Consider the following 22,687-nt stretch of genomic DNA (forward strand, 5'->3'; position numbering starts at 1 on the left):
CCTCAGCCCGACGGACCGGTACGGAACCAGTCCACGGTGTGGCGAAGGCCTGCTTCCAGAGCCACCGGTTCGATCACCGGATCAGTGCCGGCCACCAGTGCGCGCAGAACGGTTTGGTCGGCTTGACTATCCCGTACATCACCCGCGCGCGCGGCAGTATGGATGCGCTCGATGGGGTGGCCGAGGATCCGTTCGAGAACGTCAAGCACCTCGAGCAGGCTGGCCCGACCTCCGAAGGCGAGGTTCACCGGGCGGTCGCTCACCAGACGATCGCGCACCACCGCGCCGAGCACCTCGCACACCGAGCTGACGTAGGTGAAGTCGCGAGTCTGGCCGCCGTCACCGTGCACCACCACCGGTTCCCCGGCCAGCGCGGCCGACACGAAGGCTGGCACCACCGCGGCGTAGGCGTGACCCGCGGCCTGGAGTGGCCCGAATACGTTGAAGAACCGGAAGGCCACCGCACCGAAACCGAAGCAAGCCGCATGGGAGAGCGCGTAGGCCTCGGTAGCGAGTTTGGATACGGCGTAGGGCGAGGACGGCATGGTCACGAGATCTTCGGTCTTGGGCAGGGCAGGGTTGTTGCCGTAGACCGACGACGACGACGCCACCACGATCTGACCCACCCCGTGACGGCGGACGGCCTCAAGTACCTGCAGGGTGCCAGTGGCATTGGCGTGGTGCGAGGCCAGCGGATCCTCGAGCGATCGCGGCACCGATGGCAATGCCCCGAGGTGCACCACGGCGGCGGCGCCCGGCAACACCTCATCAAGCACGACGGGGTCTACGAGGTCGCCGACCACCAGCGCCGCGGCGGTTCCCGCCAGGTTGGCGGCCACCCCCGTGGAGAGGTCGTCGAGGGCAACGACCTCCGACACCCCATCAGTGAGGAGCAGTTGACGGCACAGATTGGCCCCGATGAACCCAGCCCCTCCCGTCACGACGACCTTCACGAGTGGGCCTCCATGACGTCCAGGATGCCCTGAATCACTCGATCCTGGTCCGAGGGGGTGAGCGAAGAGCCGCTCGGTAAGCAGAGACCGGATGCGAACAGCCGAGCCGAGGTGCCATCGAGCCGGGCCGGACACTGGGCGAACACCGGTTGGAGGTGCATCGGCTTCCAGGTGGGACGGGCCTCGATGTCGAGGGTTTCGAGATGTTCCCGCACCGCAGCGGGGGTGCAGCCGGCCACCGTGGAATCGATGGTCATGCAGGTGAGCCAGCGGTTCGTGCGACCGGTGGCCGCCTCGGGCATGAACCCGATGCCCGCCAGCGTCCCGAGGGCGGCGACGTAGCGGTCGAAGATGGCCCGGCGGCACTGAACCCTTCGGTCGAGATCGGCGAGTTGTGCCCGCCCGAACGCGGCCAGAAGGTTCGAAAGGCGGTAGTTGTAGCCCACCTCCACATGCTCGTAATGAACCATCGGCTCGCGAGCCTGGGTGGAGAGATGTCGCACCCGCTCGGCCACCGTCGCGTCGTTCGTCACGAGCGCTCCCCCACCGGTGGTCGTGATGATCTTGTTGCCGTTGAACGACAGCGCCGCCGTCTCCCCGAACGAGGCAGCCGGCGCACCGTCATAGGTGGCCCCCAGGCTCTCGGCGGCATCGGAGAGGTGCACCACACCGTGGGCGGCGAGGTGCGGGGCGATGGCGTGATGATCGACCGCCTGTCCGTAGAGGTCCACCAGAATGGCCGCCGCGGGCGGGGCCGCCCGGCGGGCCTCGAGTTCTTCGGCGAGCAGCCCCGGCGAGATGTTCCAGGTATCGGGATCACTGTCGATGAGTACCGGGGTGGCCCCGACGTAGCGGATTGCGTTCACCGAGGCGGCGAAGGTGAGATCCGATACCAGCACGTGGTCACCGGGCCCCACGCCGTGAACGAGCAAGGCCAGATGCAAGGCCGCCGTGCCGCTGCTCAGCGCCACGGCGTAGCGCCGGGCCACCACCTGGGCCACCTCCTGTTCGAAGGCCGCCAGGTCCGGCCCGGCGGGCGCCAACCAGCCTGAGTCCATGGCGGCGAGCACCCGCTGGCGTTCGGCGGGGCCCGCCTCGGGGGGCGAGAGGAAAATCCGTGACACGGGTTCCCTTCCAGATCGGAGTCAGGGGTGGGTAAGATCCGGGCGCGTTGTTGGGGGTCCAGGCACTGTTCAGGATGCCAGTATCCGCACGCTCGTGGCGACATTCGCCCACGAACAGCGCCAAACAGTGAGAACGGAAGCAGAGTGGAGCGAGAACACGCTACGCCCGGGGGGGACGATCAAACAGCGGGCGAGGCACGTTCGGTCGCGCCCAGGAGGGGCTACGAGGCCCTGATTGAGTACCGATTCGCCTGGCTGGCGGGGTGGGACTCACTGAGTTGGGCGATGGCGATGTGGTTAGCGATCTGGGTGCGCTACGACTTCAATGTTGGCCGCATCGGCACCGCTGGGGTGTGGTTGGCCATCGCCCTGACCGTGTCGATCCAGGTAGTCGTAGGGCTCTGGCAGGGGCTCTACATGGGTCGGTGGCGCCTGGGTTCTTTCGAGGAGATCGAGGCCCTCCTGAAAACGGTTCTGCTGGCGGTCGGTGCCCTCCTGCTCGTCGATATTCCCACCCGTTGGGTGCCTATCAGCGTGCCCGTGGCAGCCGTGTTCATCGCGCTGGTGGCCATGGCTGCCGTGCGTTACGGATGGCGCGTGCTGATCGATCGTGGTCGGCGGCCCAGCGGCATCGGAGCGGCGAGGGTCCTCGTGTTCGGGGCCGGCGAGGGGGCCGATCAGGTCATCACCGCCATGCTGCGAGACCCCTCGAGCCCCTATCTGCCGGTGGGGATTCTCGACGACGACCCCCGCAAGTCGCAGTTGCGAATCCGGTCGGTGCGTGTGCGCGGTACCAAAGTCGACCTCGCCACCGTGGCCGCCGATCTCCGGGCCGACGTGTTGCTCATCGCCATCCCCTCCGCCAGCGGTCCGCTCGTACGGGAACTGGCCGCCCTTGGTACCGCCGCCGGGTTGCGGGTGATGGCGGTGCCCGCCATGAACAGCCGCTTCGACGACAACATCGGCGTGGAGGACATTCGTCCCCTCACCACCACCGACCTTTTGGGCCGACGAGAGATCGACACCGACATCGACGGCATTGCCAAGTACCTCACTGGACGCCGCGTGCTCGTCACCGGTGCCGGCGGGTCCATCGGGTCGGAGCTCTGCCGCCAGGTACACCGCTTCGGGCCATCGGCACTGGTGATGCTCGACCGTGACGAGAGTGGCTTGCATGCCGTGCAGATGTCGATCGACGGTCGGGCCCTGCTCGACAGTCGCGACCTCGTCGTGGCCGACATCCGTGACGCCGAACGCATGGCCGAAGTGTTCCAGGAACACCGCCCCGAGGTGGTGTTCCACGCGGCGGCCCTCAAGCACCTGCCGCTGTGCGAAATGCACCCCAGCGAGGCGGTGAAGACCAACGTGTGGGGTACCTCCACCCTGCTGGACCTCGCCATGCATCACGACGTGGACACGTTCGTGAACATCTCTACCGACAAGGCCTGCGATCCCGTCAGCGTGCTGGGCGCCACCAAGCGCGTGGCGGAGCGCCTCACCGCCGCCGCCGCCGGAACCGCACGCGGCGATTACATCTCGGTGCGCTTCGGGAACGTACTCGGCAGCCGTGGTTCAGTGCTCGGCGCCTTCCGAGCCCAGATCGCCATGGGGGGTCCGATCACCGTCACCGATCCTGAGGTGACCCGGTATTTCATGACGGTGGAAGAAGCCGTGCAACTCGTGATCCAGGCCGGGGCCATCGGCGAGCAGGGCGGGGCGATGGTGCTCGACATGGGCGAACCCGTGCGGATTGTGGACGTGGCGCAACGCCTAATCGCCGAAGCCGACCGTCGGATCGAGATCGTCTACACCGGTCTCCGCCCGGGCGAGAAACTCCACGAGGTCCTCGAGGGGATCCAGGAACATCCCCGGCCCTCGGCCCATCCGCTCATCGCCATCGTGAAGGTTCCTCCCCTAGCCGCCACCGCCGTGGTGGGCCTGACCTCCTCGAGTAGCGAGGTGCTCCTCAAGGATCTCCTCCGAAACATGGATCAACCCCCTGTGACCGCCCCCCAGGATTGATCCCGAGCGGGATCAACGGATCGGCCGCGCCGGTACGCCCACCACCGTGGCCCCCGGGGCCACATCCGCTAGCACCACCGCTCCCGCACCCACCACGGCCGCCTCGCCCACTCGCACGCCCGGCAGGATATGGGCGCCGGTGCCGATAGACACCCCGCTCTCCAGATGGACCGCACCGCTCACCGTCGCCCCGGGCAACACCGTGACGTAGTCCTCCAGGATCGCATCGTGGCCCAGCGTGGCGTTGGGCCCCAGGTAGCCGTGGCGACCAATGGTGATGTGGGTGGTGAGACGCGCCCCGGCACAAAGCACCGTGCCCACACCTAACTCCACCTCGCTGCCAGTGGAGGCCAACGGGTGCACCAGCGCCGGGGACCAAAGCAGGGCGCGGTGGGCATCGAGGGTGTCGCCCACCCGGCGGCGGGTGGCGCTCTCCCCAATCCCCAGAAGCACCAACGCGTCGAGTTCCGCGAGGAAACCCACGTTGCCGAGTACCGACACACCGCGACGCCGCAGTGGTTCGAGGTCGGGGGAGCCGTCATCCACAAAGCCCAAACACGAGCCACCGCACGCCTCCACCACGTCGAAGACCTCGCGCCCATGTCCGCCTGCCCCCACGATCACAATGCTCATGAACCGCTCCCCTGGAAAGGTGCCATGGTGGTCGAACCCTCCCCGCTGATGCCCTCCCGGCGAAGGACCGCCCCCACCGTACGGGCGATGATGGCCAGATCCAGGGCAAAGGAGCGGGTCTCGACATACTGCACGTCGAGTTCGAATCGGTCCTCCCACGCCACCAAGTTGCGCCCTTGGACCTGAGCCAAGCCCGTGAGGCCGGGGCGAAGGTCGTGACGACGGGCCTGCCGGGGGGAGTACCGCTCCAGATATTCCATCAGGAGCGGGCGGGGCCCCACCAGGCTCATGTCGCCACGCAACACATTCCACAGTTCCGGCAACTCATCGAGACTGCTGGAGCGCAACAAGCGCCCCACCCGCGTGAGGCGCTCTGCATCCTCCCCCGGGCCAGAGCGCATCGTGCGGAACTTCATGATGGTGAACGGGGTTCCGTGCCGCCCCGGCCGACGCTGCCGGAACAACACCGGGGAACCCGTGGTGACCCGCACCGCTGCCGCGATAATCGCCATCGGTACCGCCACCACCAACAACGCCAACCCGGAGCCAACCACATCGAACAGGCGCTTCACCCGCATCAGGAACCGGCCTGGGCGTAACGGCGGCGATTGACCAACTGACGGGCGGAGTCTTCGAGTCGCATGCCGCCGCTGGCCTTGCGCCGGAACCAGCGCAGACCGTCGGCCACCTGGATCGGGGTGCGGTGCAGTCGGTACCGGTCGCCATCGCTGGGGTTGGCCCGACTCCCCGCCACGGCCGCTGACCGAAAGCGCGCCCGCACCTCCGCCTCCGCCGCCGGCGATCCCAGTAGGGCCTTGGGATAGGCAAAGTGGGTGCACGTCACCCCGAGGCGCTCACCGATCAGGTCAATAGAGCGGTCGAGTTCTCCCGCCGCGCTCGGCCCGTCGACCCGATCCAACAGGGCGTGGGTATGCGTGTGGGAGCCGATGGTGGCGAGGCCCGATGCCACGAGTTCCTGCAGGCCGTCCCAAGAGATGGGAGCACCCTCCCCGGGGAAGGGACGGCGGGCCTCAATGAAATCGGTGGCCACGTAGAACGTGGCCGGCGCCCGGTGGCGAGCCAGTACCGGAAGGGCCTCGCTCACCCAGTCCGTGGTGCCGTCATCAAAGGTGAGGACGACGGGTTGATCCGCCACAGTCCCTGCCTCCAGACGGGCGATGCCCTCGTCGAGAGTGACGAGTCGGCCCGAGGCCGCCAACTCCCCCACCTGCGCGTCGAACCCCGCGGTGGTGAGATCCACCGCCGAGGCGGTGTGCCCTCCGACGCGGTGGTAGATGAGGATGACCAGGCCGGGGGCGCTTGGTCGCAGCGCGTCGGCACCGGCAGCGGCCACCTTCACCGCCGCACCGATCCCCTGCTTGGCCATCTCCCGGGCTCCCACGGTGGCGATGCTACGACCGGCTCAGGGGGTGAGGAGGCCGGCGTAGCGAGCCTCCACGATTCGGGCGGTCCGAGCGATGTCGAAGTGCTCCACCCGATGCCGAGCGGCGGCCGCCAATCGGGCCCGATCGGGGGCCGATCGGGCGAGGCGAAGGTAGGCCATGGCCAGCGCGGCGGGGTCGCCCGGGGGAACCAGGAGGCCATCCACCTCGTTGGTCACCACCTCCATGTTCCCGCCCACCCGGGTCACTACCGGGGGCACCCCCAAGGCCATGGCCTCCAGCAGGCTGATGGGGAGGCCCTCATGGCGAGAACTCAAGGTGAAGACATCTGCCCCCACCACCACCGCCGCCGGATCGGCTTGGTAGCCGAGCATCACCACCCGCTCACCCAGGTTGTAGGCCAACAGGCCGGCGCGCAGTTCGGCCTCCAGCGGACCCTGCCCTACCGACACGAACCGAAGACGCTCCTCCTCAGCGCACGCCTGGGCCGCGGCGGCGAACAGCGTGGGGTAGTCCTTGTTGGCCCGCAGGTTGGCCACGATGGCCACCACGATGTGATCGTCTTTCCAACCCTGTCGAGCGCGGGCGGCGGCGCGTTCGACGCGCCGCGCCACCAAGGGTGCCAAGGGCACACCGTGGACCAGCACTTCGGTCTTGGCCCGCCACGGCGACCACTCCGAGGCCACCACCTCGCGCGATACGGCCCAGCGCACCCGATCCAGCGGCAGTGTCAGCGCGTTCGCCGTGCGGGTAACCACTCCGTGGGATCCCCAGAGGTTGTGTTCGGTAGACACCAACACCGGTCGGGCGCGTTGCGCCCGCAACACCGGCCGGGCCACCGCCGCCACCGCCGGGGAATGGAAATGGACCACGTCGAAGCCACGGGCCAAGGCCCGCAACCGCCCCGGCCAACGACGGTCCGACATACCTTCTCGGCCGGCCAGCCGATGGCACCTCACGTCGAGCGCTTCGAGTTCGGGGACCAGGTGCTGCTTGCGCTCCAGCAGGTACGCCACCTCGTAGTGCACCGCGGCGGGGTTGGCCACCGCCGCCAGTGACACCACCAGGCGCTCCGCCCCCCCGGGACCAAGACCCTTGATCACGTGAAGGACGCGCACGGCACGGGACGTATCCACGACGGAACCGTACCCGCCCCACCCGTGCCAGGATTGCCGGATCGTGTCCCGCAAGATCGCCCACCTCACCACCGTTGACCTGTCGTTGCGCTACCTGCTGTTGGCACAGATCGACGGAAGCCTCGCGGCCGGGGACGAAGTGCTCGGCATCAGTGCCCGCGGCCCCGACGTGGCGTTCCTCGAAGAACGCGGGATGCGCTTCGTCGAACTCACGGGCTCCACCCGCGCCATGAGCCTCCGCCAGGACCTGCGGGCGGCCCGATCGCTCTGGCGCATCCTGCGCCACGAACGCCCCGACGTGCTCCACACCCATACTCCCAAGCCGGGTCTGTACGGCCGCCTCGTGGGGCGCCTCGCCGGAGTGCCCCGTGTGGTGCACACCACCCACGGCCTCTACGCCGCTCCCGACGACCGGCTTCCCAAACGGCTACTCGTCTACACCCTCGAGGCCATCGCCAGCCGCTTCAGCCATGTGGAGCTGGTCCAGAACCCCGAAGACCTGGAATTGATGGGTCGTTGGCATATCGCCTCGCGCCGGAAACTTCGGCTCCTGGGCAACGGTGTAGACCTCGACCGGTTCCAGCCCGCCGAGGAGGCCCAACGGCAGGCCGAACGCGCCGCGCTCGGCCTCCAGCCCCACGATGTGGTGGTGGGCCTCGTGACGCGCCTGGTGGCCGAGAAGGGCATCGAAGAGTTGGTCAACGCGATAGCCATCGTGGGACCGCCGTTTCGTCTCCTGCTGGTGGGGCCCCACGAGCCCGACAAATCCGATGCCCTCGCCCCCGCTGTCCTCGAGCGGGCCGCCGCGAACGGCGCGATCCTCACCGGTCACCGGCCCGATGTGGAGCGGCTCTACGCGGCCATGGATCTCTTCTGCCTCCCGTCGCATCGCGAAGGGTTCCCGCGAGCCGCCATGGAAGCCGCCGCCAGCGGCCTGCCGGTGGTGGCCACCAACATTCGCGGCTGCCGCCAGGTGGTGGACCCCGGGGTGACCGGAACCCTGGTACCCGTGCGAAATGCCGGTGCCCTCGCCGACGCGCTGCGTCTCTGCGCCGCCGAGCCGGCCCGGCGCACGCTCGGCATCGCGGGCCGGGCCAAAGCCGTCACCGACTTCGACGAAGCGACCGTGGTCGCCCGCGTGTTGGCCGCCTATGACTCCTCGGCGGATTGAGCGGCCCGGAAGCAGGCCGCCGCTGCCACCGCCAGAGCGACCACCACCGCCGCCCACCCCGGCGTCCTCGCCCAATCTCGCTGGATGGCGATCTGGCGGGCCGCCACCAACGCCGCCGCGAGGTGCACCGCCACTCCCCCGCGCCACCACCAACCCGCCAGCGGTCGCATCGGTGCCGCCACGGCGAGGACCACCAGGGTGGTCACGCACAGACCGCCACCCACCAGGGCGTGAGCGTTCCCGGCCGCCCCTATGTACGCGGCCACCACCGGCAGGACACTGACCACAAGGACCGCCGGTCGGGAAAGCCTCAACCCACCCAGGGCCAGCACCGCCGCCACTCCCACACTCACACCCGTCGCCACGATGGCGGTACTGGTTTCGGGCACAGCCGCCCACACCCCCACCAGGGAGGCGACCACGAGCCACAGGACCGGAGGTACTCGATCCACCGGCTCCCCCGGCAAGCGCCACGCCCCCCGTCCCACCACCACCGCCAGGGCCAACGCTCCCACGCCCGCCCCCACCCCCAGTTCCTGCACCACCGGCGTCGGTGTACCACCGACGAACCGGCGGTCGGCCACGAGGGCCGCCAACACCGCCGCGAACACGGCGATCACCCCCACCCGGGATCGACCCCTCACCACCGCCACCGCCGCCGCCGCCCCCCCGGCCACCAGGGCCATGGCTGCCAGGGACAGGTCGATCTGGCGCAGCATCACGCTCAGAACAGCTCGAGGTCGCCGAGTGAAAAGGCCAGGTCACCGAGCGGGGGAACCGCCGGACGCGCCAGCGGTCGCCAGGTCACAATGGGCCCCCGGTGGCGCAGGGGCAACACACCGTGGGTGGCACCAAACCCGATCCCGATGGCGTAGTCGCCCGCCTCCCGCACCAGCCGACCCAGGGCTGCCCGATCGGGCCGGGGCGCCAACCACTCCACAATGGCCACCTCGCGTGCCGGGCCGCGACGGCGCACACGGAAAATCACCAGCCCCCCGCCCGCCTCGATGGCGCGGTACTGGAGTGGCTCGAACGAATAGCGCCAGGCCAGATAGGCCGCCGAGCGCGGCGTGGACCACCCCGTCACCGGCAGGCCCGCGCCGAGGGCAGCCACCGCGGGATCCTGCAGCACCTCAGCCGCTGGCTCCCCAATGGCGCAAGGCTCGGACCACTTCTCCGCCGCCGTGCGAGCCTGCCGCAAGATTGGCAACCGCCACAGAGTGGCGGGACGCATCCCGATCGTCGGCCGCCCCAACTCGTGCCACCCCATCTTCAAGTAGCCGGGCCGGCTCTGCTCGTTGGGGGTATTGAAGATCGCATCCACCCCCGCGGCCGTGAGGTCCCCTACCGCCTGGAGGGTGAGTCGGCGGAACAGACCACGCCCCTGATAGGCGGGATGCGTGGCTGTGTCCACCGCCCGACCCATGGCGATCGTTTCACTTCGGCTCCGAAAGGACCAGCGCAAGAACGTCCGAAACGCCACCACCTCACCGCCGTCTTCGGCCACCCACGCCGGCGAAAGACCCGCCGGATTCTCGTCGTGTTTCCATCGAAAAAACTCGCGATCACGCTCGTCATCGGCCCATCCGAGGGCCATCGCGGCCACGGCCAGCACCTGCTCCCGGTCCCCCGGAACACTGGGCCGGATCGTCAGTTCGTCAGACGCCATCTGGCCTGCATCATGCCCGACGGCCCTCGGCTCGGGAGCGACCCCAACCGGGCGGGTAGCATCAGCGGTGTTATGGCCACCCGCACGACCGACCCCGCCGCGCCGGTTCTGAACATCAAAGATGATCGCTGTGCGGTGATCGCCGAGGTAGCCCAGGGCCACGACGGCAGCCTGGGCCTGGCGCACTCCTTCATCGATCTCGCCGCCGAGGCCGGGGTTGACGCCATCAAGTTCCAAACCCACATCGCGGCGGCCGAGAGCACGCCCGAGGAGCCATGGCGGATCAACTTCAGTTACGAAGACACCAACCGCTACGCCTACTGGCAGCGCATGGAGTTCACCGAACCCCAGTGGCAGGGCCTGCGCGACCATTGCGATGGGAACAACCTTGGCTTTATCTCCTCGGCTTTTTCCACCGAGGCGTTGGAGTTGCTCCGCCGGGTCGGGGTGGCAGCCTGGAAGATCTCCTCGGGTGAAAGCCTCTCGTCGGACCTCTTGCGCCACCTCGGCAACGAAGGCGTACCCGTGCTCATCTCCACCGGCATGTCCACCTATGCCGACATCGCGGCCGCCGTGGACCATTGCCGAGCTGCCGGGAGCGAACCCGTGCTTCTGCAGTGCACCTCGATGTACCCCACCCCGCCCGAGCGACTGGGGCTCAACGTGCTCGCCGATCTCCGCCGCCGCTTTGACTGTGCCGTGGGCCTGTCGGATCACTCCGGCACGATCTACCCGGGCCTGGCGGCGGTGGCCCTCGGGGCGGTGGTGCTGGAAGTGCACATGACGTTCTCGCGGCGCATGTTTGGGCCCGATTCGCCGGTGGCCCTGGAACCCGATGAGCTAAAAATCCTGGTGGAAGGGGTGCGATTCCTCGAGCGGGCGCGCGCCGCCCCGGTAGACAAAGACGCGGTGGCCGCCGAGTTGTCCGAGGTGCGCAATCTATTCGGCAAGTCCCTAATCAGCGCCCGAGCCCTGGCCGAGGGAACCGTGCTCACTCACGATGACCTCACCGCCAAGAAGCCGGCCTTTGGCATCCCCGCCACCGAGCGGGAGGTCATCGTGGGCCGCACGCTGCGCGTGGCGGTGCCCGCTGGCCACCCACTCTCCGTCGACGACCTGGCCGACCCATCCCATTGATCAACGCCTCCCGCCACCACGTCGTGATCGCGGAGCCCGTCCACTACGCCCCGGAGGCTCGCGCCATCCTGACCGAGATCGGTCCGGTGGTGGACGGTCCCTTCGACCGCCACGGCCTTCTCGACGCAGTGAGCGACGCCGGTGTATTGGTGGTGCGGCTCGGGCACGAGATCGATGCGGCGGTCATGGCGGCCGGCCCACACCTGCGGTACATCGCCTCGCCCACCACGGGCACAGATCACATCGACCTCACGGCGGCGGCCGAGCGAGGCATCCAGGTGATCACGCTGCAGGGCGAGGTGGAATTTCTCCGCACCGTGCGCGCCACCCCCGAGCACACCTGGGCCCTGCTGCTGGCCCTGGCCCGCAAACTCCCCGTCGCGGCGGCGAGCAGCCACACCCGGTGGGATCGAGACGCCTTCCGGGGTAGCGAACTGGCCGGGAAGCAACTGGGGATCTTCGGCCTCGGGCGGGTCGGACGCATCGTGGCGAGCTACGGCGTCGCCTTTCAGATGCCGGTCATCGCCTACGACACGGAGCCGGTTTCAGCCCCAGGGGTCACGATGGTGGCCTCGCTGCCCGAGTTGCTCCGCCACGCGAACATCCTGACGGTGCACGTTCCCCTCACCGAGCACACCCGCCACGCCATTGGTGCAGCCGAATGTGGCCTCCTCCCCCCCGGGGCGCTCGTAGTCAACACGGCCCGGGGAGCGATCATCGACGAGGCAGCGCTGGTGGACGCCCTGCGCGACGGCCACCTCGGCGGTGCGGCGGTAGATGTGCTCGAGGATGAACGCAGCCCCCACGGTGTTCCCGGCGGCCCATTGCTGCGGTTCGCCAGCGAACACCCCGACCGGGCTATCGTGACGCCTCACATCGCCGGGGCCACCTGGGAATCGATGCACCGCACCGAGGTATTCCTGGCTGAACGCCTACGGGGGCTGGTCTCCCAGGAGGCCTGAACACACGATGCATCCATTGTCTGCCCACCAGGAGGCCTCGTTGCGCAAGGTGTGCGTTGTCGTCACCGCTCGACCGAGTTATGCCCGCATCAAGAGCGTCCTCGAAGCCGTGCGCGATCGGGCCGACCTCGAACTGCAGTTGGTCGTTGGAGCATCGGCGCTGCTCGAACGCTACGGCCCGGCCATCGATGTCATACGGGCCGACGGCTTCGAACCCGACGCGGTTGCCTACATGGTGGTGGAAGGCGAAAACCTCGTCACCACCGCCAAATCCACCGGCCTGGGCGTGGTGGAGCTGGCTTCGATCTTTGATCGCCTCCAGCCCGACGTCGTGGTGAGCGTGGCCGACCGCTACGAGACGATCGCCACCGCCATTGCCGCGTCGTACATGAACATTCCCCTCGCCCATGTGCAGGGGGGTGAGATCACCGGCTCGATCGACGAGAAGGTTCGCCACGCCGTAACCAAACTGGCCGACATCCACCTGGTGGCCACCGAACTAGCCCGCCAACGAGTGGTGCGCATGGGTGAGGTGCCCGCCAGCGTGTTCCTCACCGGCTGCCCGTCGATAGACCTCGCCGATCGAGTGGCCCGGGAGACAGAACCGTTCGATCCGTTTGACCGCTACGCCGGGGTGGGCGAGGAGTTCAGCGTCGATCAGGACTACGTCGTGATCATGCAGCACCCGGTGACCACGGAGTACGCCGATGCCACCCAACAGATCGATGCGACCCTCGCCGCCCTTACGCAGATGGATCTGCCGGTGTTCTTCTTTTGGCCGAACGTAGACGCCGGTTCCGATCGCATCTCCAAACGCATCCGACAGTTCCGAGAGGAATACGATCTCCCGCACGTGTACTTCTTCAAGAACCTCCCCCCCGAAGACTTCCTGCGGCTGATCAGTCGGGCTCGCTGTGTCATTGGCAACTCCAGCGTGGGCATACGCGAGTGCTCCTACCTAGGCGTGCCCGTGGTGAACATCGGCACTCGGCAGCACGGCCGGGAGCGCGGCCCCAACGTGATCGACGTACCCGCTTCGAGCGATGAGATCGTGGCCGCCGTGCAGCGCCACCTGGCTACCGAACCGGCGCCGGGCGTACACATCTACGGCGATGGGCAGGCGGGCAGGCGGATCGCGGAGGTGCTCGCCACCTGTGCACTCACCATCGAGAAGCGCCTCACCTATTGAGGATGGAGGATGACGTCGTATGAACACCCCCGCTGAGGACGAGGACTACTGGGGTGCCTCCGGCCTCCGGTCCCTCTTCGAGAACCTCCCCGCCGACCCGGTGGCGCTCCGTCCCGATGTCAATGACCTCGTCCGACTCCACCGCCTGGTGCGCACCCGACCCTGTGTCACCGTTGTCGAGTTCGGGATCGGCTGCTCCACCATCGCCCTGGCCCACGCCATGGATCAGAACGAACAAACCCACGGCGAGGAACTACGGACCCGGCTGGCGCGCAATTCGCAGTTGTTCCAAGTGTTCAGCGTGGATGCCAATCAGCGATGGATCGACCATACGGCCTCGCGCCTTCCCGCCCATCTTGCTGCCCGCGTGCACCTGAGCCACAGCACCGTGTCGGCCACCACCTTCGGCGGGCGACTGTGTCACACCTACGACACCCTTCCCAATGTGGTCCCCGACTTCATCTACCTCGACGGCCCTGATCCGGCCGACGTCACCGGGGCCGTCAACGGCCTCGATTTCTCCGCCCCGGAGCGCACGGTGATGGCCGCCGACATTCTGCTCATGGAGCCCACGTTGCTGCCGGGAACCGTGATCGTGGTGGACGGCCGGGAAAACAACGTGCGCTTCTTGACCCGCAATCTGCAACGCCCGATCTCGCTCTCGGTCGAGGGCGACGCATCGATCATCGAATTCGTGGAACCACGCCTCGGTCGGGTGGATGTGATCGGCGTGGATGGGCGGGGCCGACCCGGCCAGTCATGAGGATCTACTGGTACGCCCCCTTCGACAACGCGTCGGAGATCGAACTCGCCCAGGCGTTGGTGGGCCAGGTCTCCGACCTCGTCCTGCACTCGGTTTACAGCCGATTTGGGGTGCGTCTTCCCAAACGAGACGACGAACTCACAATGGTGCGCGACCTCCCCGCTCCCGCCAACGAACTCTTTCGGAGAAGTACCCGGTTCCGTCGCGCCAAGGTGGCGTTAAACCGCGCCCGGTTCCGTCAACACGAGATCTCCAACGGCGACTTTGATCTCGTCCACCTCCACACGTTCAACATGTTCACGGATTGGATCGCCCTGCCTCTGCTCCGGCGGAAAGGTCGGCCGCTGGTGCTCTCGGTCCACAACGTGCGCCCGCACGACCAACGCGGACCCCGCGCGATCGAGACACTGGTTCACCGATTGGCGTACAACGTGCCCGACCGCCTCATCGTGGCCCATGAGAGCCTCCGCACCCGCCTCGTCGAGGAGTTCAGGATTGCGCCGGAACGGATCTCGGTGGTCCCTCTTCCCAGCCCCCGGGTGGAACTGGCCAGTGATCATCCCGCCGAAAATCCCAAGGAACTGCTGTTCTTCGGCACCCTGCGTAGCAACAAGGGCCTTGAGGTATTGCTCAGCGCCATCGCCTCGATTCCTCGTGCTACCCCGATCATTTTTCGGATTGCCGGTCGCGGTGATCACGAGATCGAGCAGCTCATCGCGCGCCACGCCCAACATGATCCGCGTATCCGCGTGGAGATTGGTTGGATCACCCCCGAACGCCAAGCCACCCTGTACGCCCGTGCCTGGGCGGTGGTGGTCCCCTACCTTCCGGCCTTCGCGGCCCAGAGTGGCACCGTCCGCGTGGCGTACAGTTTCGGCACCCCGGTCATCGCGTCCAATACCGGCGCGCTCGGTGAGACCATCCGCCAAGACGGGACCGGCTGGCTGGCCGAGCCCGGCGATCCACGTGACCTCGCCGACCGGATGCTGGCGGCGGTAGCCGATGTTGAGGGTCGCCAGGCCCGGGCACTGGTGGCCAAACGCCTCGGCCAGGAGCGCAACGCCGAAACCCTGGCGCCGCTGGTACTCCAGCTCTACGCGGAACTCGGCGTCGTCCCATGAGCGATCCCGGTCGATCGGTCGGGCACCCAAACACCGATGGGCTTGAGGAGGTGGCGGACGCGCTGTTGCACACGATCGCCAGCGATGGCCTGGGGCGGGGTCTGCTGTGGTCGGCCGCTCCCACTGCGCTTCTCGACCATGCCCGGGGTTCGGCGGCGCCTCCGGGGCGAGGCGGAGGCCGGGGGGCCCGGCCCACCATCACCACCCTGCTGGCGGCACTGGCCACAGCCCGCGGGTCGTGCCTCACCACCGTGGACAACGTGTTGTTTGCCTACGAAGGGGCCAACCCGCAGGCCACCCTCGCGCCGGTAATCGATGCCACCGCCCGAACCCGCGGCGTGGCACCCGTGACTCACTCTGTGCGCCCACCGCTGTCGCTGCTCACCGCCGGAACCCGCGACCTCCGCCATGAGCGGGCCGCCCTACGCCAGGCGCTTCCGGCCGGGGTGCCTGAGGCTGTTGAGCGGGCCCTGCAAGCCGCGGTGCGGGCCCACGCCCGCGCCGAGGCAGCGCTGGATTCCATTGAGCCGCGTTTGGTGGTGCTGGCCTCCCAGCACTCCACCGCTTCACGGGCGTTGATCCAAGCCGCCCGGGTACGCCAGATCCCCACCGCTTACCTCCCCCACGCCCCGGCGGCCGACACCTACCAGTACCGCGATCTCCCCACTGATTTCGCCGGATTGCGGGGGGCCCGAGAAGTGGATTTCTATCGGTCGCTCGGGGCTCGAGGGGCCCTCGCGGTGGTGGGCAATCCCCAGGCCCAGGTGGTGATCCCCCCGCACCTGAACCCCGAGGCGGCGGTGATCTTCGCGCCTCGGCCCCAACCCATCGCCGAGGTGCGCGAGCAGGTCGCGGCGGTGGCGGAGGCGGCGGAGGCCGTGGTCGTGTCTCCGCACCCTCGAATGCGCCACCAGCGGCGCTACGCCGATCTATGGCCCGCGCACTGGGAGGTGCACCACGGCTGGACGGCCGAGCTGCTACGGGACGCCCACCCGTGCGTGATCCAACGCTCTAGCGGGGTGGCGTGGGAGGCCATGGCCCATGGTGTTCCGGTGATCGAGTTGGCCTCACCCGCCGCGGGGGATCCGTCGTACCTCATGATTCGCGAGCCCTACGCCCGGCGGTGCGCCTCGAACAACGACTTGCCCGCCGCGGTAGCCCAGGCCCGTCAATCCGCCACCGACCCCCTCGCCCGCCAGCAACTCATGGCCTGGGCGCAGGAGTGGTGTGCCGTCAGCGGCTCCCACGCGGTGGCTCGGGCCACCGAGTGGATCGAGCAGTGTGCGTCGGCTCCCTACCCCGCGGAGCCCCTACTCGACTATTGGGCACAGCCGTCCGGAGTGGCATGAGCGATCCACGACCTCTGGTCCTCGCGGTGGTCCCGGCCCGGGGTGGGTCCCGTGGCGTCCCGCGGAAAAACATTCGCGTGTTGGGAGGCCACCCGCTTCTCGCCTACACCATCGCGGCGGGCCGGGCGAGTGAACGGGTGACCGACCTCGTGGTGTCTACCGAGGATCCTGAGATCGCCGAGGTAGCTCGCTCTTACGGTGCCGAGGTGATCGACCGACCCGACGCCCTCGCCACCGATGAGGCTCCCACTGCGCCGGTGATTCAGCACGCCATCGAGCGCGTCGAGGAAGCCACCGGGCGCACCTACGACTACATCCTTACCCTCCAACCCACCACACCGTTTCGCCGCGGCTGGGACATCGATGCGGCGGTTGATCTCCTGGAGGCCACTGCGAACCCGGCGGCGAGTGTCACGAGCGTGGTGCGGATCTTCGATGCCCATCCGCTGCGGGTGAAGCGCCTGACGCAGGACCGCCTGCAGCCCTACATCGCCGGCGATGACGTCCCCACCCGGCGCCAGGACCTTCCTCCCGCCTACCTGCGCAACGGCGCCATCTATCTGGCCCACCGACCCACGGTGACCGGCGGTTCGGTGTGGGGGAACCCGGAGATCCCCTACCCGATGCCGCCTGAGCGGTCGGTCAACATCGATGAACCACTCGACTTCCTCCTCGCCGAAGCGGTGGTGCGGGCAGGCCTCACCGAGATCGACCTTCTCCTCGAATCCCCCCAGGACGACTGAGCATGCACCCTTCCAACGACTACTACGGCCACGAGATGATCCTGTCGTGGGCCGCCTCGATCCATCGCCCGAAACGAACCTTCGGTTACATCCAGCACGGGTGGAAGCCGGAGTCGGGGTTTCCGGCCGACATGCGCCTGATCCCGAAGGCGCCGTTATTCGTCTGGTCCGAAGCCAACCGCTCGGCCACCGCGGCGCGTCATCCGGGCCACACCGTGGAGGCCATCGGCGCGCCATTCCTGTACCTCCATGAGCTCTTGAAGCCCGCCCTGGCGATCGAGCCCACCAAGGACCTCCTCGTCTATCCGTGTCATCAACTCCGCAGCGCCCCCCTGGCTGGCGAGGTGCACTCGACCCTCATCGATCAGGTCCGGGACCTGGATCCCACCTCCATCACGGTGAACCTCCATCCCTATGAGTTCGACGATGGGCACACCGTCGCGCTGTACCAAAGCGAGCTGCCGGATGCGACGGTCACCACGAACTGGCTACGACCCCCGTGGGTGGTTAGCGACGATCCCACCATGTTGATCCGCCAGATCCTTCAGATGTTGGATCACCGACGCGTGGTGTCGAACTGCCTCACCACCGCCGTGCTGTACGCGTCGTACCTGGGTCGCGACGCCCGACTGCTTCGGCACCCTGAGCGCCGCCAACCCCCTACCGAGGGGCGCGGACGAGCACTCCATGAAAGATTGGAGCAAGCCACCAACGGCACAGCCCTCGCCGCCATCGCGGCGAGCGAGTTGGGGGCCGACCATCTCCGTACGCCCGACGAACTGCGGGCCGTGCTGGGATGGGACTCCCGGTGGCGCGGCGCGGCGGCGGGAACCGTCCGGCTCTTCGGGTCCATCCGGAACCACTAGCCGGCGCCGATCAACCCGCGAGCGTCACGCGTCGGCGGCCCCGAGGCGGGCGACGAGATCGACCTCGCTGGCATCGCCCTGGGCCACCACCCGACCATGCTCGAGCACAATGAAGCGATTGCAGCGTCTGATCAGGGCATCTCGGTGCGACACCACGATCACGATCGAGGTTGGGGACAGGTCGAGCAGAGACTGCTCCACCAACGCCTCGTTGGCCGCGTCGAGGGCACTGGTGGGTTCATCGAGGATCAGGCAGGTGGGCGAGGCCAGCAGCGAGCGGGCCAGAGCCACGCGCTGGCGCTGCCCCCCTGACAACGATGAGTGCCCCTCCCCCACTGCGGTGGCATAGCCCTCGGGTAGGGCCTCGATCTCCCGATCAATCCCGGCACGCCCGGCGGCGCGTTGCACCTGCTCGGCCGTTGCGGGGCGGTGAAAGGCGATGTTCTCGGCGATGGTGGCGGCCAGGAGCACGGGTTCTTGGGATAGCAAGCCCAGTTGCGTGGTCCACGACTGCGCCGAATAGGTCTCCACCGCCGCACCATTCACCTGCAGCGACCCCGTCGTGGGCGACAACAGTCCGGCCAGCGTGTTGGCCAGGGTCGTCTTGCCGCCCCCGGAGGGGCCGATCACGCCCAGCCAGTCGCCGGGTCCGAGGTCGAGGTTGATGCCCTCGAGCGCCTGGTGTCCCGAGGGATAGCGATAACCCAGGTTGTGGAGCGAGATGGCGGTCACCGGCCCCAGTTCGGCGTCACCCCGGGGGGTTTGCCGATCTCGGTTGTCGCTCACCGAATCAAGGAGTTCTTCGAGGAACGGCCTCGTCTCTACATAGATCTGAACCGACGAGTTCAGTTGCTGGATGTAACTCAGCGAGCGCACGGCCAGAATGGCGGCCGTCCCAAACGCTACGGCCGCCACATCTATCGCCCGCCCCACCACCACGATCCCCACGATGGCGGCCAGCAGCACCTGCTGGTAGACGCTCGGCAGCATCCGCTGAATGAACTTCAGACGGGCGTAACTGTCCGCGGTGGCACTACTCAGATCCTTCAGACGAGTGGCCGCCGCTTCCTCCACCCCGAAGACGTGGAGTTCGCGATTGAGTTGCACGTACGACGTGGCGTTGAGTTGCAGGTCACCGAGGAGATCCGCTTGCCCTCGCGCCAGGTGCTTCGACCGCCGTCGCAGCGGGTTCAACGCGGCGGCGGAGCCGAGGGCCACCACGGCGAACAACAGGGCAATGGCAGGGGCGGTGACCACCACGATGACCAGGTAGATGGCGAGGCTGATCACCGCCACCGAGGCCACCGAGAGTAACTGGAGCGGGATCACCGCCTGTTGGGCGTTCAACCCCAGCAACTGCTGCAGGCGCCCAAGACGAGCGGCGTGGAGGTGCTCCCAATCGGCCGCGAACCAGGCGTCGATCACCAGGGAACGGGCCCGGCGCAGCGCGAACGCCTGGTTCCGGGCCGATACCTGGGCTTCGGCGAGTCGGGCCAGCAGCGTGATCAGCAGGCTGATCGCCGCCACGCCGGCGAGGGCGCCAAAGGACAACGAGCCCGTGAATGGCCCCCAGGCAAGATTGGCCCGGTTGTTGTCCTCGACGAGGAGCAGCAGCAGGCGAAGAATGGTGAGGAGCGACACCGTCTCGGACACCGCGATCACGGTGCCCAGGATCGGATGCACGATCAATCGGCGACGTCGGGGGCCAAAGAGGCGGCCCAGCATCTGCCAGAGGCTAGCGACGGTATCGGGGGCCACTGAGGCGACCGCCCGCTTCAGGGCGCTCACGGAGCCACCCCAGGAGGTACCAACCACAGAAGCGGTAGCGGCACCGGAGGGAGGTCGTCGAGAATGGTCATAGCGCGTGGGGGTCCCAAGGGCCCTCCGTTACCGGTGAGCCTACGCCAGAGCGATTGGCTCCCCTGGACACCCGGGGGAATCGGCCCACCCCGCCGGTGCAGCAGCGCAGGGCGTTCTAGCCTGTGGTCCTGGCTGTTCTCCCGTACCCCTCTCCTGACATACTCCGTGCCACGCTGGCCGAGTGGTCCGTGGCGTATGACCTCACCACCCAGACCACCCACCTCCTGAGTCCGGAAGCGGGCTGGGTGTTGGATCTGTGTGATGGGCAGGCCTACACCGAGGAGCTTGTGGCCGAGATCGCCGGCATCACCGGCGGTCCCACCGATGACATAGCCGCCGATGTGCACGCCTATTTGGAGATGCTCAGCGAGATCGGGTTGGTGGGCGAGCGGGATGGGCTCACCACCCCGGTGGTGGCCGAGAGCACGAGAGCCGCCGATCCTGCTGGTCCTTACGTCAGCGCAGGGCTGCGGGTGCTGACCACCGGAGTGGTCCTTCGCAGCAATGACGCAGCGCTGCTGGCCCAAGCCGAGACGCGGGTGGCGTCGCTTCGAGGGGACCTACCCATCACCGTGACCATCGACATGAAGGCGCAGCCCGGGGGCGACGTCACCCTCACCGGCGGGGGTCCGGCCCGTTCCTATGCCTCGCCAGCCGAAGCCCTCGACGACCTGCCCCATGCGCTTCGCTCCATCGCCACCCACACCCCCGTTTGCCTCGTGCTGCGCTCCGGGTGTGTGCGTTCCCCCGACGGTGAGGTCGTCTTGTTACCCGGTCCGTCCGGATCGGGGGCCACCACCCTGGCCGCCGCACTCATTCGCCTCGGCTGGGACTACGCCAGTGACGCCATCGTGGGAATCCAATCGGCGCCGCCACGAGCGCTCGCCTACCCCGCTCCACTGGCCCTGAGCGACGAAAGCCGCCGCATCCTCCGACTCGACCCCTCCCCATCGGCCACCACCAACCCCACCGACGTGCGGGCCGATGTCACGATCCTCCACGGCCCCGTCGGCCCGGTAGAGCGGGTCGTCATCACTTTCTTCCAAGCCGGAGCGCGCCTGCACCTCGAGATGCTCGACCCCACTGTTGCGGTGGGCGCGCTACTCGAGCACGCCCTCAACCTGGCCGAGGTCGGTAACGCCGGCCTCGACATCGTGTGTGATCTGGCCCAGCGTGTGCCGGTGCTGGGCCTGGTGCACAGCGACATCAACGAGGCCGTGGCGGCGGTCAATGATTCGTCGCCCCGGCCCGGGCCGTAAGCCCCGGCGCGTTGGTTCAGAGGCGTTCGACGTTGGCGGCGTGGGGCAGGCGGGCCTTGGTATCGAGCACGTAGCGGGCGTGGGCCACGATCACGGCGGGATCGAAGGCCGCGTGGTCCACCAAGAGCACCACGGCATCGGCCGACGCGATCTCCTCGGGCGTGGCCTCCACCGGCCGCACCCCGGCCGGGAAGCGATCGGAGGCCACGTGCGGATCGGCGGCCACCAGTTCTGCACCCAGATCCGCCAGCAGGTGGGCCACTCGGTGGCTGGGGCTCTCCCGCCAATCCCCCACGTTGGCTTTGAAGGAGATGCCCAGCAGGAGGATGCGACTCCCCCGGATGGGCTTGCCCTGATCGTTGAGGGCACTGAACAGGCGTCGTACGACGTAGTCGGGCATGTGCTCGTTGACGTCGTTCGCCAATTCCACGAAGCGGAAACTCTGCCCCAGTCGGCGTTTCACCTGCCAGGAGAGGTAACTCGGGTCCACCGGGAGGCAGTGGCCACCCACGCCCGGACCGGGCGTGAAACGCAGGTACCCAAACGGTTTGGTGGAGGCGGCGTCGATGGCCTCCCACACGTCGATTCCGAGATCGTGGGCGAACATCGCCAGTTCGTTCACCAGGGCGATGTTCACATGCCGGAACGTGTTCTCGAGAAGTTTGGTGAGTTCGGCTTCCTTCGGGGTGGATACTGGCACCGTGGTCTCCACGATCCGGTCGTAGAACAATCGGACGGCGGCGAGGCTGGCGGCGTCGACCCCACTCACCACTTTCGGGGTGTTCACCAGGGTGTAGGTCTGATTGCCCGGGTCGATGCGCTCGGGGGAATAGCCGAGGTGAAAGTCCTCGCCGGCCCGCAGTCCCGACCCGGCCGCCAGGATGGGGGCGAGGCGCTCCTCCGTCGTGCCGGGGTAGGTGGTGCTCTCCAGCACCACGGTGGCCCCCGGCGTGAGCAGCGGGGCCAGATCGGCACCGGCCTTGTCGATGAAGGTGAGGTCGGGGATGCTCTCGCGCAGCGGGGTGGGCACCGTGATGATGGCCACATCAAAACGGGCCAGGCCCGCGAGGGTGGACACGGCTCGATAACGACCAGTGGCCAAGGCCTCCGCCACATCGTGATCGCTGATGTCCTCCACGAACGACGTGCCCGAGGTCAACGCAGCCACCCGCGCCTCGTCCACGTCGTAGCCGATCACCTCGTAACCAGCGGCCACCGCCCGCATCGCCAGGGGCAAGCCCACGTATCCCTGCCCCACGATGATGGCGATCTCGTTGCTCATCTCCCCATGATGCCCCCTCGACGAGCTCCGCTGGCGTTGCGCCCG

At 68.0% G+C, this 22,687-nt stretch carries 20 protein-coding genes and 1 pseudogene; 12 read left to right on the plus strand and 9 right to left on the minus strand.

The annotated features are described in order from the left end of the window. Positions 1 to 2 precede the first annotated feature (2 nt). The gene (locus EXQ71_01265) at positions 3 to 953 is read right to left on the minus strand and encodes an NAD-dependent epimerase/dehydratase family protein (protein MSO86133.1); all 951 of its coding nucleotides are present in this window, start codon (positions 951 to 953) and stop codon (positions 3 to 5) included. Beyond that, entirely contained in the window at positions 950 to 2,077 is a 1,128-nt protein-coding gene (locus tag EXQ71_01270) for an aminotransferase class I/II-fold pyridoxal phosphate-dependent enzyme (protein MSO86134.1), read from the minus strand. The genes EXQ71_01265 and EXQ71_01270 overlap by 4 nt, the downstream gene beginning before the upstream one ends. Positions 2,078 to 2,362: 285 nt before the next feature. Here EXQ71_01270 and EXQ71_01275 point away from each other — a divergent pair, with 285 nt between their 5' ends. After that, positions 2,363 to 4,099, plus strand: coding sequence for a polysaccharide biosynthesis protein (locus EXQ71_01275; GenBank protein ID MSO86135.1), 1,737 nt, complete (start codon positions 2,363 to 2,365; stop codon positions 4,097 to 4,099). Between the two features lie 12 nt (positions 4,100 to 4,111). Here EXQ71_01275 and EXQ71_01280 read toward each other — a convergent pair whose 3' ends face one another. Genes EXQ71_01280 through EXQ71_01295 form a run of 4 tightly spaced genes read right to left on the minus strand, consistent with a single transcriptional unit; the run spans position 4,112 to position 7,271 of the window. Then, positions 4,112 to 4,732 carry a UDP-glucose 4-epimerase gene (locus tag EXQ71_01280; protein ID MSO86136.1) on the minus strand — a complete coding sequence of 207 codons (621 nt, stop codon included), beginning with the start codon at positions 4,730 to 4,732 and terminating at the stop codon, positions 4,112 to 4,114. Then, positions 4,729 to 5,310, minus strand: coding sequence for a sugar transferase (locus tag EXQ71_01285; GenBank protein MSO86137.1), 582 nt, complete (start codon positions 5,308 to 5,310; stop codon positions 4,729 to 4,731). Before EXQ71_01285 ends, EXQ71_01280 begins: the two co-directional genes overlap by 4 nt. Then, positions 5,310 to 6,134 carry a polysaccharide deacetylase family protein gene (locus tag EXQ71_01290; protein ID MSO86138.1) on the minus strand — a complete coding sequence of 275 codons (825 nt, stop codon included), beginning with the start codon at positions 6,132 to 6,134 and terminating at the stop codon, positions 5,310 to 5,312. Before EXQ71_01290 ends, EXQ71_01285 begins: the two co-directional genes overlap by 1 nt. 21 nt (positions 6,135 to 6,155) lie before the next feature. Beyond that, a complete protein-coding gene (locus tag EXQ71_01295) occupies positions 6,156 to 7,271 on the minus strand; it encodes a glycosyltransferase (protein ID MSO86139.1) in 1,116 nt (371 codons plus the stop codon). Between the two features lie 43 nt (positions 7,272 to 7,314). Between EXQ71_01295 and EXQ71_01300 the strand changes: the two genes are divergently transcribed. After that, positions 7,315 to 8,442 (plus strand): glycosyltransferase family 1 protein, encoded by a 1,128-nt coding sequence (locus EXQ71_01300; protein MSO86140.1) that lies wholly within the window; start codon positions 7,315 to 7,317, stop codon positions 8,440 to 8,442. A 475-nt stretch (positions 8,443 to 8,917) separates the two neighbouring features. Beyond that, positions 8,918 to 9,109, plus strand: a pseudogene (locus EXQ71_01305) (isocitrate dehydrogenase (NADP(+))). 57 nt (positions 9,110 to 9,166) lie between these two features. Here EXQ71_01305 and EXQ71_01310 read toward each other — a convergent pair. Next, positions 9,167 to 10,111, minus strand: coding sequence for a GNAT family N-acetyltransferase (locus tag EXQ71_01310; protein MSO86141.1), 945 nt, complete (start codon positions 10,109 to 10,111; stop codon positions 9,167 to 9,169). A 72-nt stretch (positions 10,112 to 10,183) separates the two neighbouring features. On the opposite strand from EXQ71_01310, the gene EXQ71_01315 reads away from it, so the two are divergent. The 8 genes from EXQ71_01315 to EXQ71_01350 are packed head-to-tail and all read left to right on the plus strand — an operon-like array spanning position 10,184 to position 18,241. Then, the gene (locus tag EXQ71_01315) at positions 10,184 to 11,248 is read left to right on the plus strand and encodes an N-acetylneuraminate synthase (protein ID MSO86142.1); all 1,065 of its coding nucleotides are present in this window, start codon (positions 10,184 to 10,186) and stop codon (positions 11,246 to 11,248) included. Then, positions 11,239 to 12,210, plus strand: coding sequence for a hydroxyacid dehydrogenase (locus EXQ71_01320; GenBank protein ID MSO86143.1), 972 nt, complete (start codon positions 11,239 to 11,241; stop codon positions 12,208 to 12,210). Before EXQ71_01315 ends, EXQ71_01320 begins: the two co-directional genes overlap by 10 nt. Positions 12,211 to 12,217: 7 nt before the next feature. Further along, positions 12,218 to 13,399, plus strand: coding sequence for a UDP-N-acetylglucosamine 2-epimerase (hydrolyzing) (gene neuC / locus EXQ71_01325; GenBank protein ID MSO86144.1), 1,182 nt, complete (start codon positions 12,218 to 12,220; stop codon positions 13,397 to 13,399). A gap of 19 nt (positions 13,400 to 13,418) precedes the next feature. After that, positions 13,419 to 14,162: a hypothetical protein gene (locus EXQ71_01330; GenBank protein ID MSO86145.1), complete on the plus strand. Its 744-nt coding sequence runs from the start codon at positions 13,419 to 13,421 to the stop codon at positions 14,160 to 14,162. Continuing rightward, positions 14,159 to 15,283 carry a glycosyltransferase gene (locus tag EXQ71_01335; protein ID MSO86146.1) on the plus strand — a complete coding sequence of 375 codons (1,125 nt, stop codon included), beginning with the start codon at positions 14,159 to 14,161 and terminating at the stop codon, positions 15,281 to 15,283. Before EXQ71_01330 ends, EXQ71_01335 begins: the two co-directional genes overlap by 4 nt. Further along, positions 15,280 to 16,632 (plus strand): hypothetical protein, encoded by a 1,353-nt coding sequence (locus tag EXQ71_01340; GenBank protein ID MSO86147.1) that lies wholly within the window; start codon positions 15,280 to 15,282, stop codon positions 16,630 to 16,632. Before EXQ71_01335 ends, EXQ71_01340 begins: the two co-directional genes overlap by 4 nt. After that, positions 16,629 to 17,375: an acylneuraminate cytidylyltransferase family protein gene (locus tag EXQ71_01345; GenBank protein MSO86148.1), complete on the plus strand. Its 747-nt coding sequence runs from the start codon at positions 16,629 to 16,631 to the stop codon at positions 17,373 to 17,375. Before EXQ71_01340 ends, EXQ71_01345 begins: the two co-directional genes overlap by 4 nt. 2 nt (positions 17,376 to 17,377) lie before the next feature. Continuing rightward, complete coding sequence (locus EXQ71_01350) at positions 17,378 to 18,241, plus strand: hypothetical protein (protein MSO86149.1); 864 nt, start codon at positions 17,378 to 17,380, stop codon at positions 18,239 to 18,241. 24 nt (positions 18,242 to 18,265) lie between these two features. Here the strand turns inward: EXQ71_01350 and EXQ71_01355 are convergent, their stop codons facing one another. Next, entirely contained in the window at positions 18,266 to 20,029 is a 1,764-nt protein-coding gene (locus EXQ71_01355) for an ABC transporter ATP-binding protein (GenBank protein ID MSO86150.1), read from the minus strand. 194 nt (positions 20,030 to 20,223) lie between these two features. Here EXQ71_01355 and EXQ71_01360 point away from each other — a divergent pair, with 194 nt between their 5' ends. Then, positions 20,224 to 21,360, plus strand: a complete 1,137-nt coding sequence (locus tag EXQ71_01360; protein MSO86151.1) for a PqqD family peptide modification chaperone — start codon at positions 20,224 to 20,226, stop codon at positions 21,358 to 21,360. 16 nt (positions 21,361 to 21,376) lie between these two features. Here EXQ71_01360 and EXQ71_01365 read toward each other — a convergent pair whose 3' ends face one another. Then, positions 21,377 to 22,642 (minus strand): nucleotide sugar dehydrogenase, encoded by a 1,266-nt coding sequence (locus EXQ71_01365; GenBank protein MSO86152.1) that lies wholly within the window; start codon positions 22,640 to 22,642, stop codon positions 21,377 to 21,379. Positions 22,643 to 22,687: the final 45 nt, after the last annotated feature.

It is taken from the genome of Acidimicrobiia bacterium, assembly GCA_009694375.1.
Lineage (GTDB): Bacteria > Actinomycetota > Acidimicrobiia > Acidimicrobiales > VFJN01 > VFJN01.

Coding starts and splice junctions, on each gene's coding strand:
- EXQ71_01315 (MSO86142.1), top strand. CDS start 10,184: ATGGCCACCCGCACGACCGACCCCGCCGCGCCGGTTCTGAACATCAAA.
- EXQ71_01335 (MSO86146.1), top strand. CDS start 14,159: ATGAGGATCTACTGGTACGCCCCCTTCGACAACGCGTCGGAGATCGAA.
- EXQ71_01330 (MSO86145.1), top strand. CDS start 13,419: ATGAACACCCCCGCTGAGGACGAGGACTACTGGGGTGCCTCCGGCCTC.
- EXQ71_01310 (MSO86141.1), bottom strand. CDS start 10,111: ATGGCGTCTGACGAACTGACGATCCGGCCCAGTGTTCCGGGGGACCGG.
- EXQ71_01340 (MSO86147.1), top strand. CDS start 15,280: ATGAGCGATCCCGGTCGATCGGTCGGGCACCCAAACACCGATGGGCTT.
- EXQ71_01275 (MSO86135.1), top strand. CDS start 2,363: ATGGCGATGTGGTTAGCGATCTGGGTGCGCTACGACTTCAATGTTGGC.
- EXQ71_01345 (MSO86148.1), top strand. CDS start 16,629: ATGAGCGATCCACGACCTCTGGTCCTCGCGGTGGTCCCGGCCCGGGGT.
- EXQ71_01280 (MSO86136.1), bottom strand. CDS start 4,732: ATGAGCATTGTGATCGTGGGGGCAGGCGGACATGGGCGCGAGGTCTTC.
- EXQ71_01350 (MSO86149.1), top strand. CDS start 17,378: ATGCACCCTTCCAACGACTACTACGGCCACGAGATGATCCTGTCGTGG.
- neuC (MSO86144.1), top strand. CDS start 12,218: ATGCATCCATTGTCTGCCCACCAGGAGGCCTCGTTGCGCAAGGTGTGC.
- EXQ71_01285 (MSO86137.1), bottom strand. CDS start 5,310: ATGCGGGTGAAGCGCCTGTTCGATGTGGTTGGCTCCGGGTTGGCGTTG.
- EXQ71_01365 (MSO86152.1), bottom strand. CDS start 22,642: ATGAGCAACGAGATCGCCATCATCGTGGGGCAGGGATACGTGGGCTTG.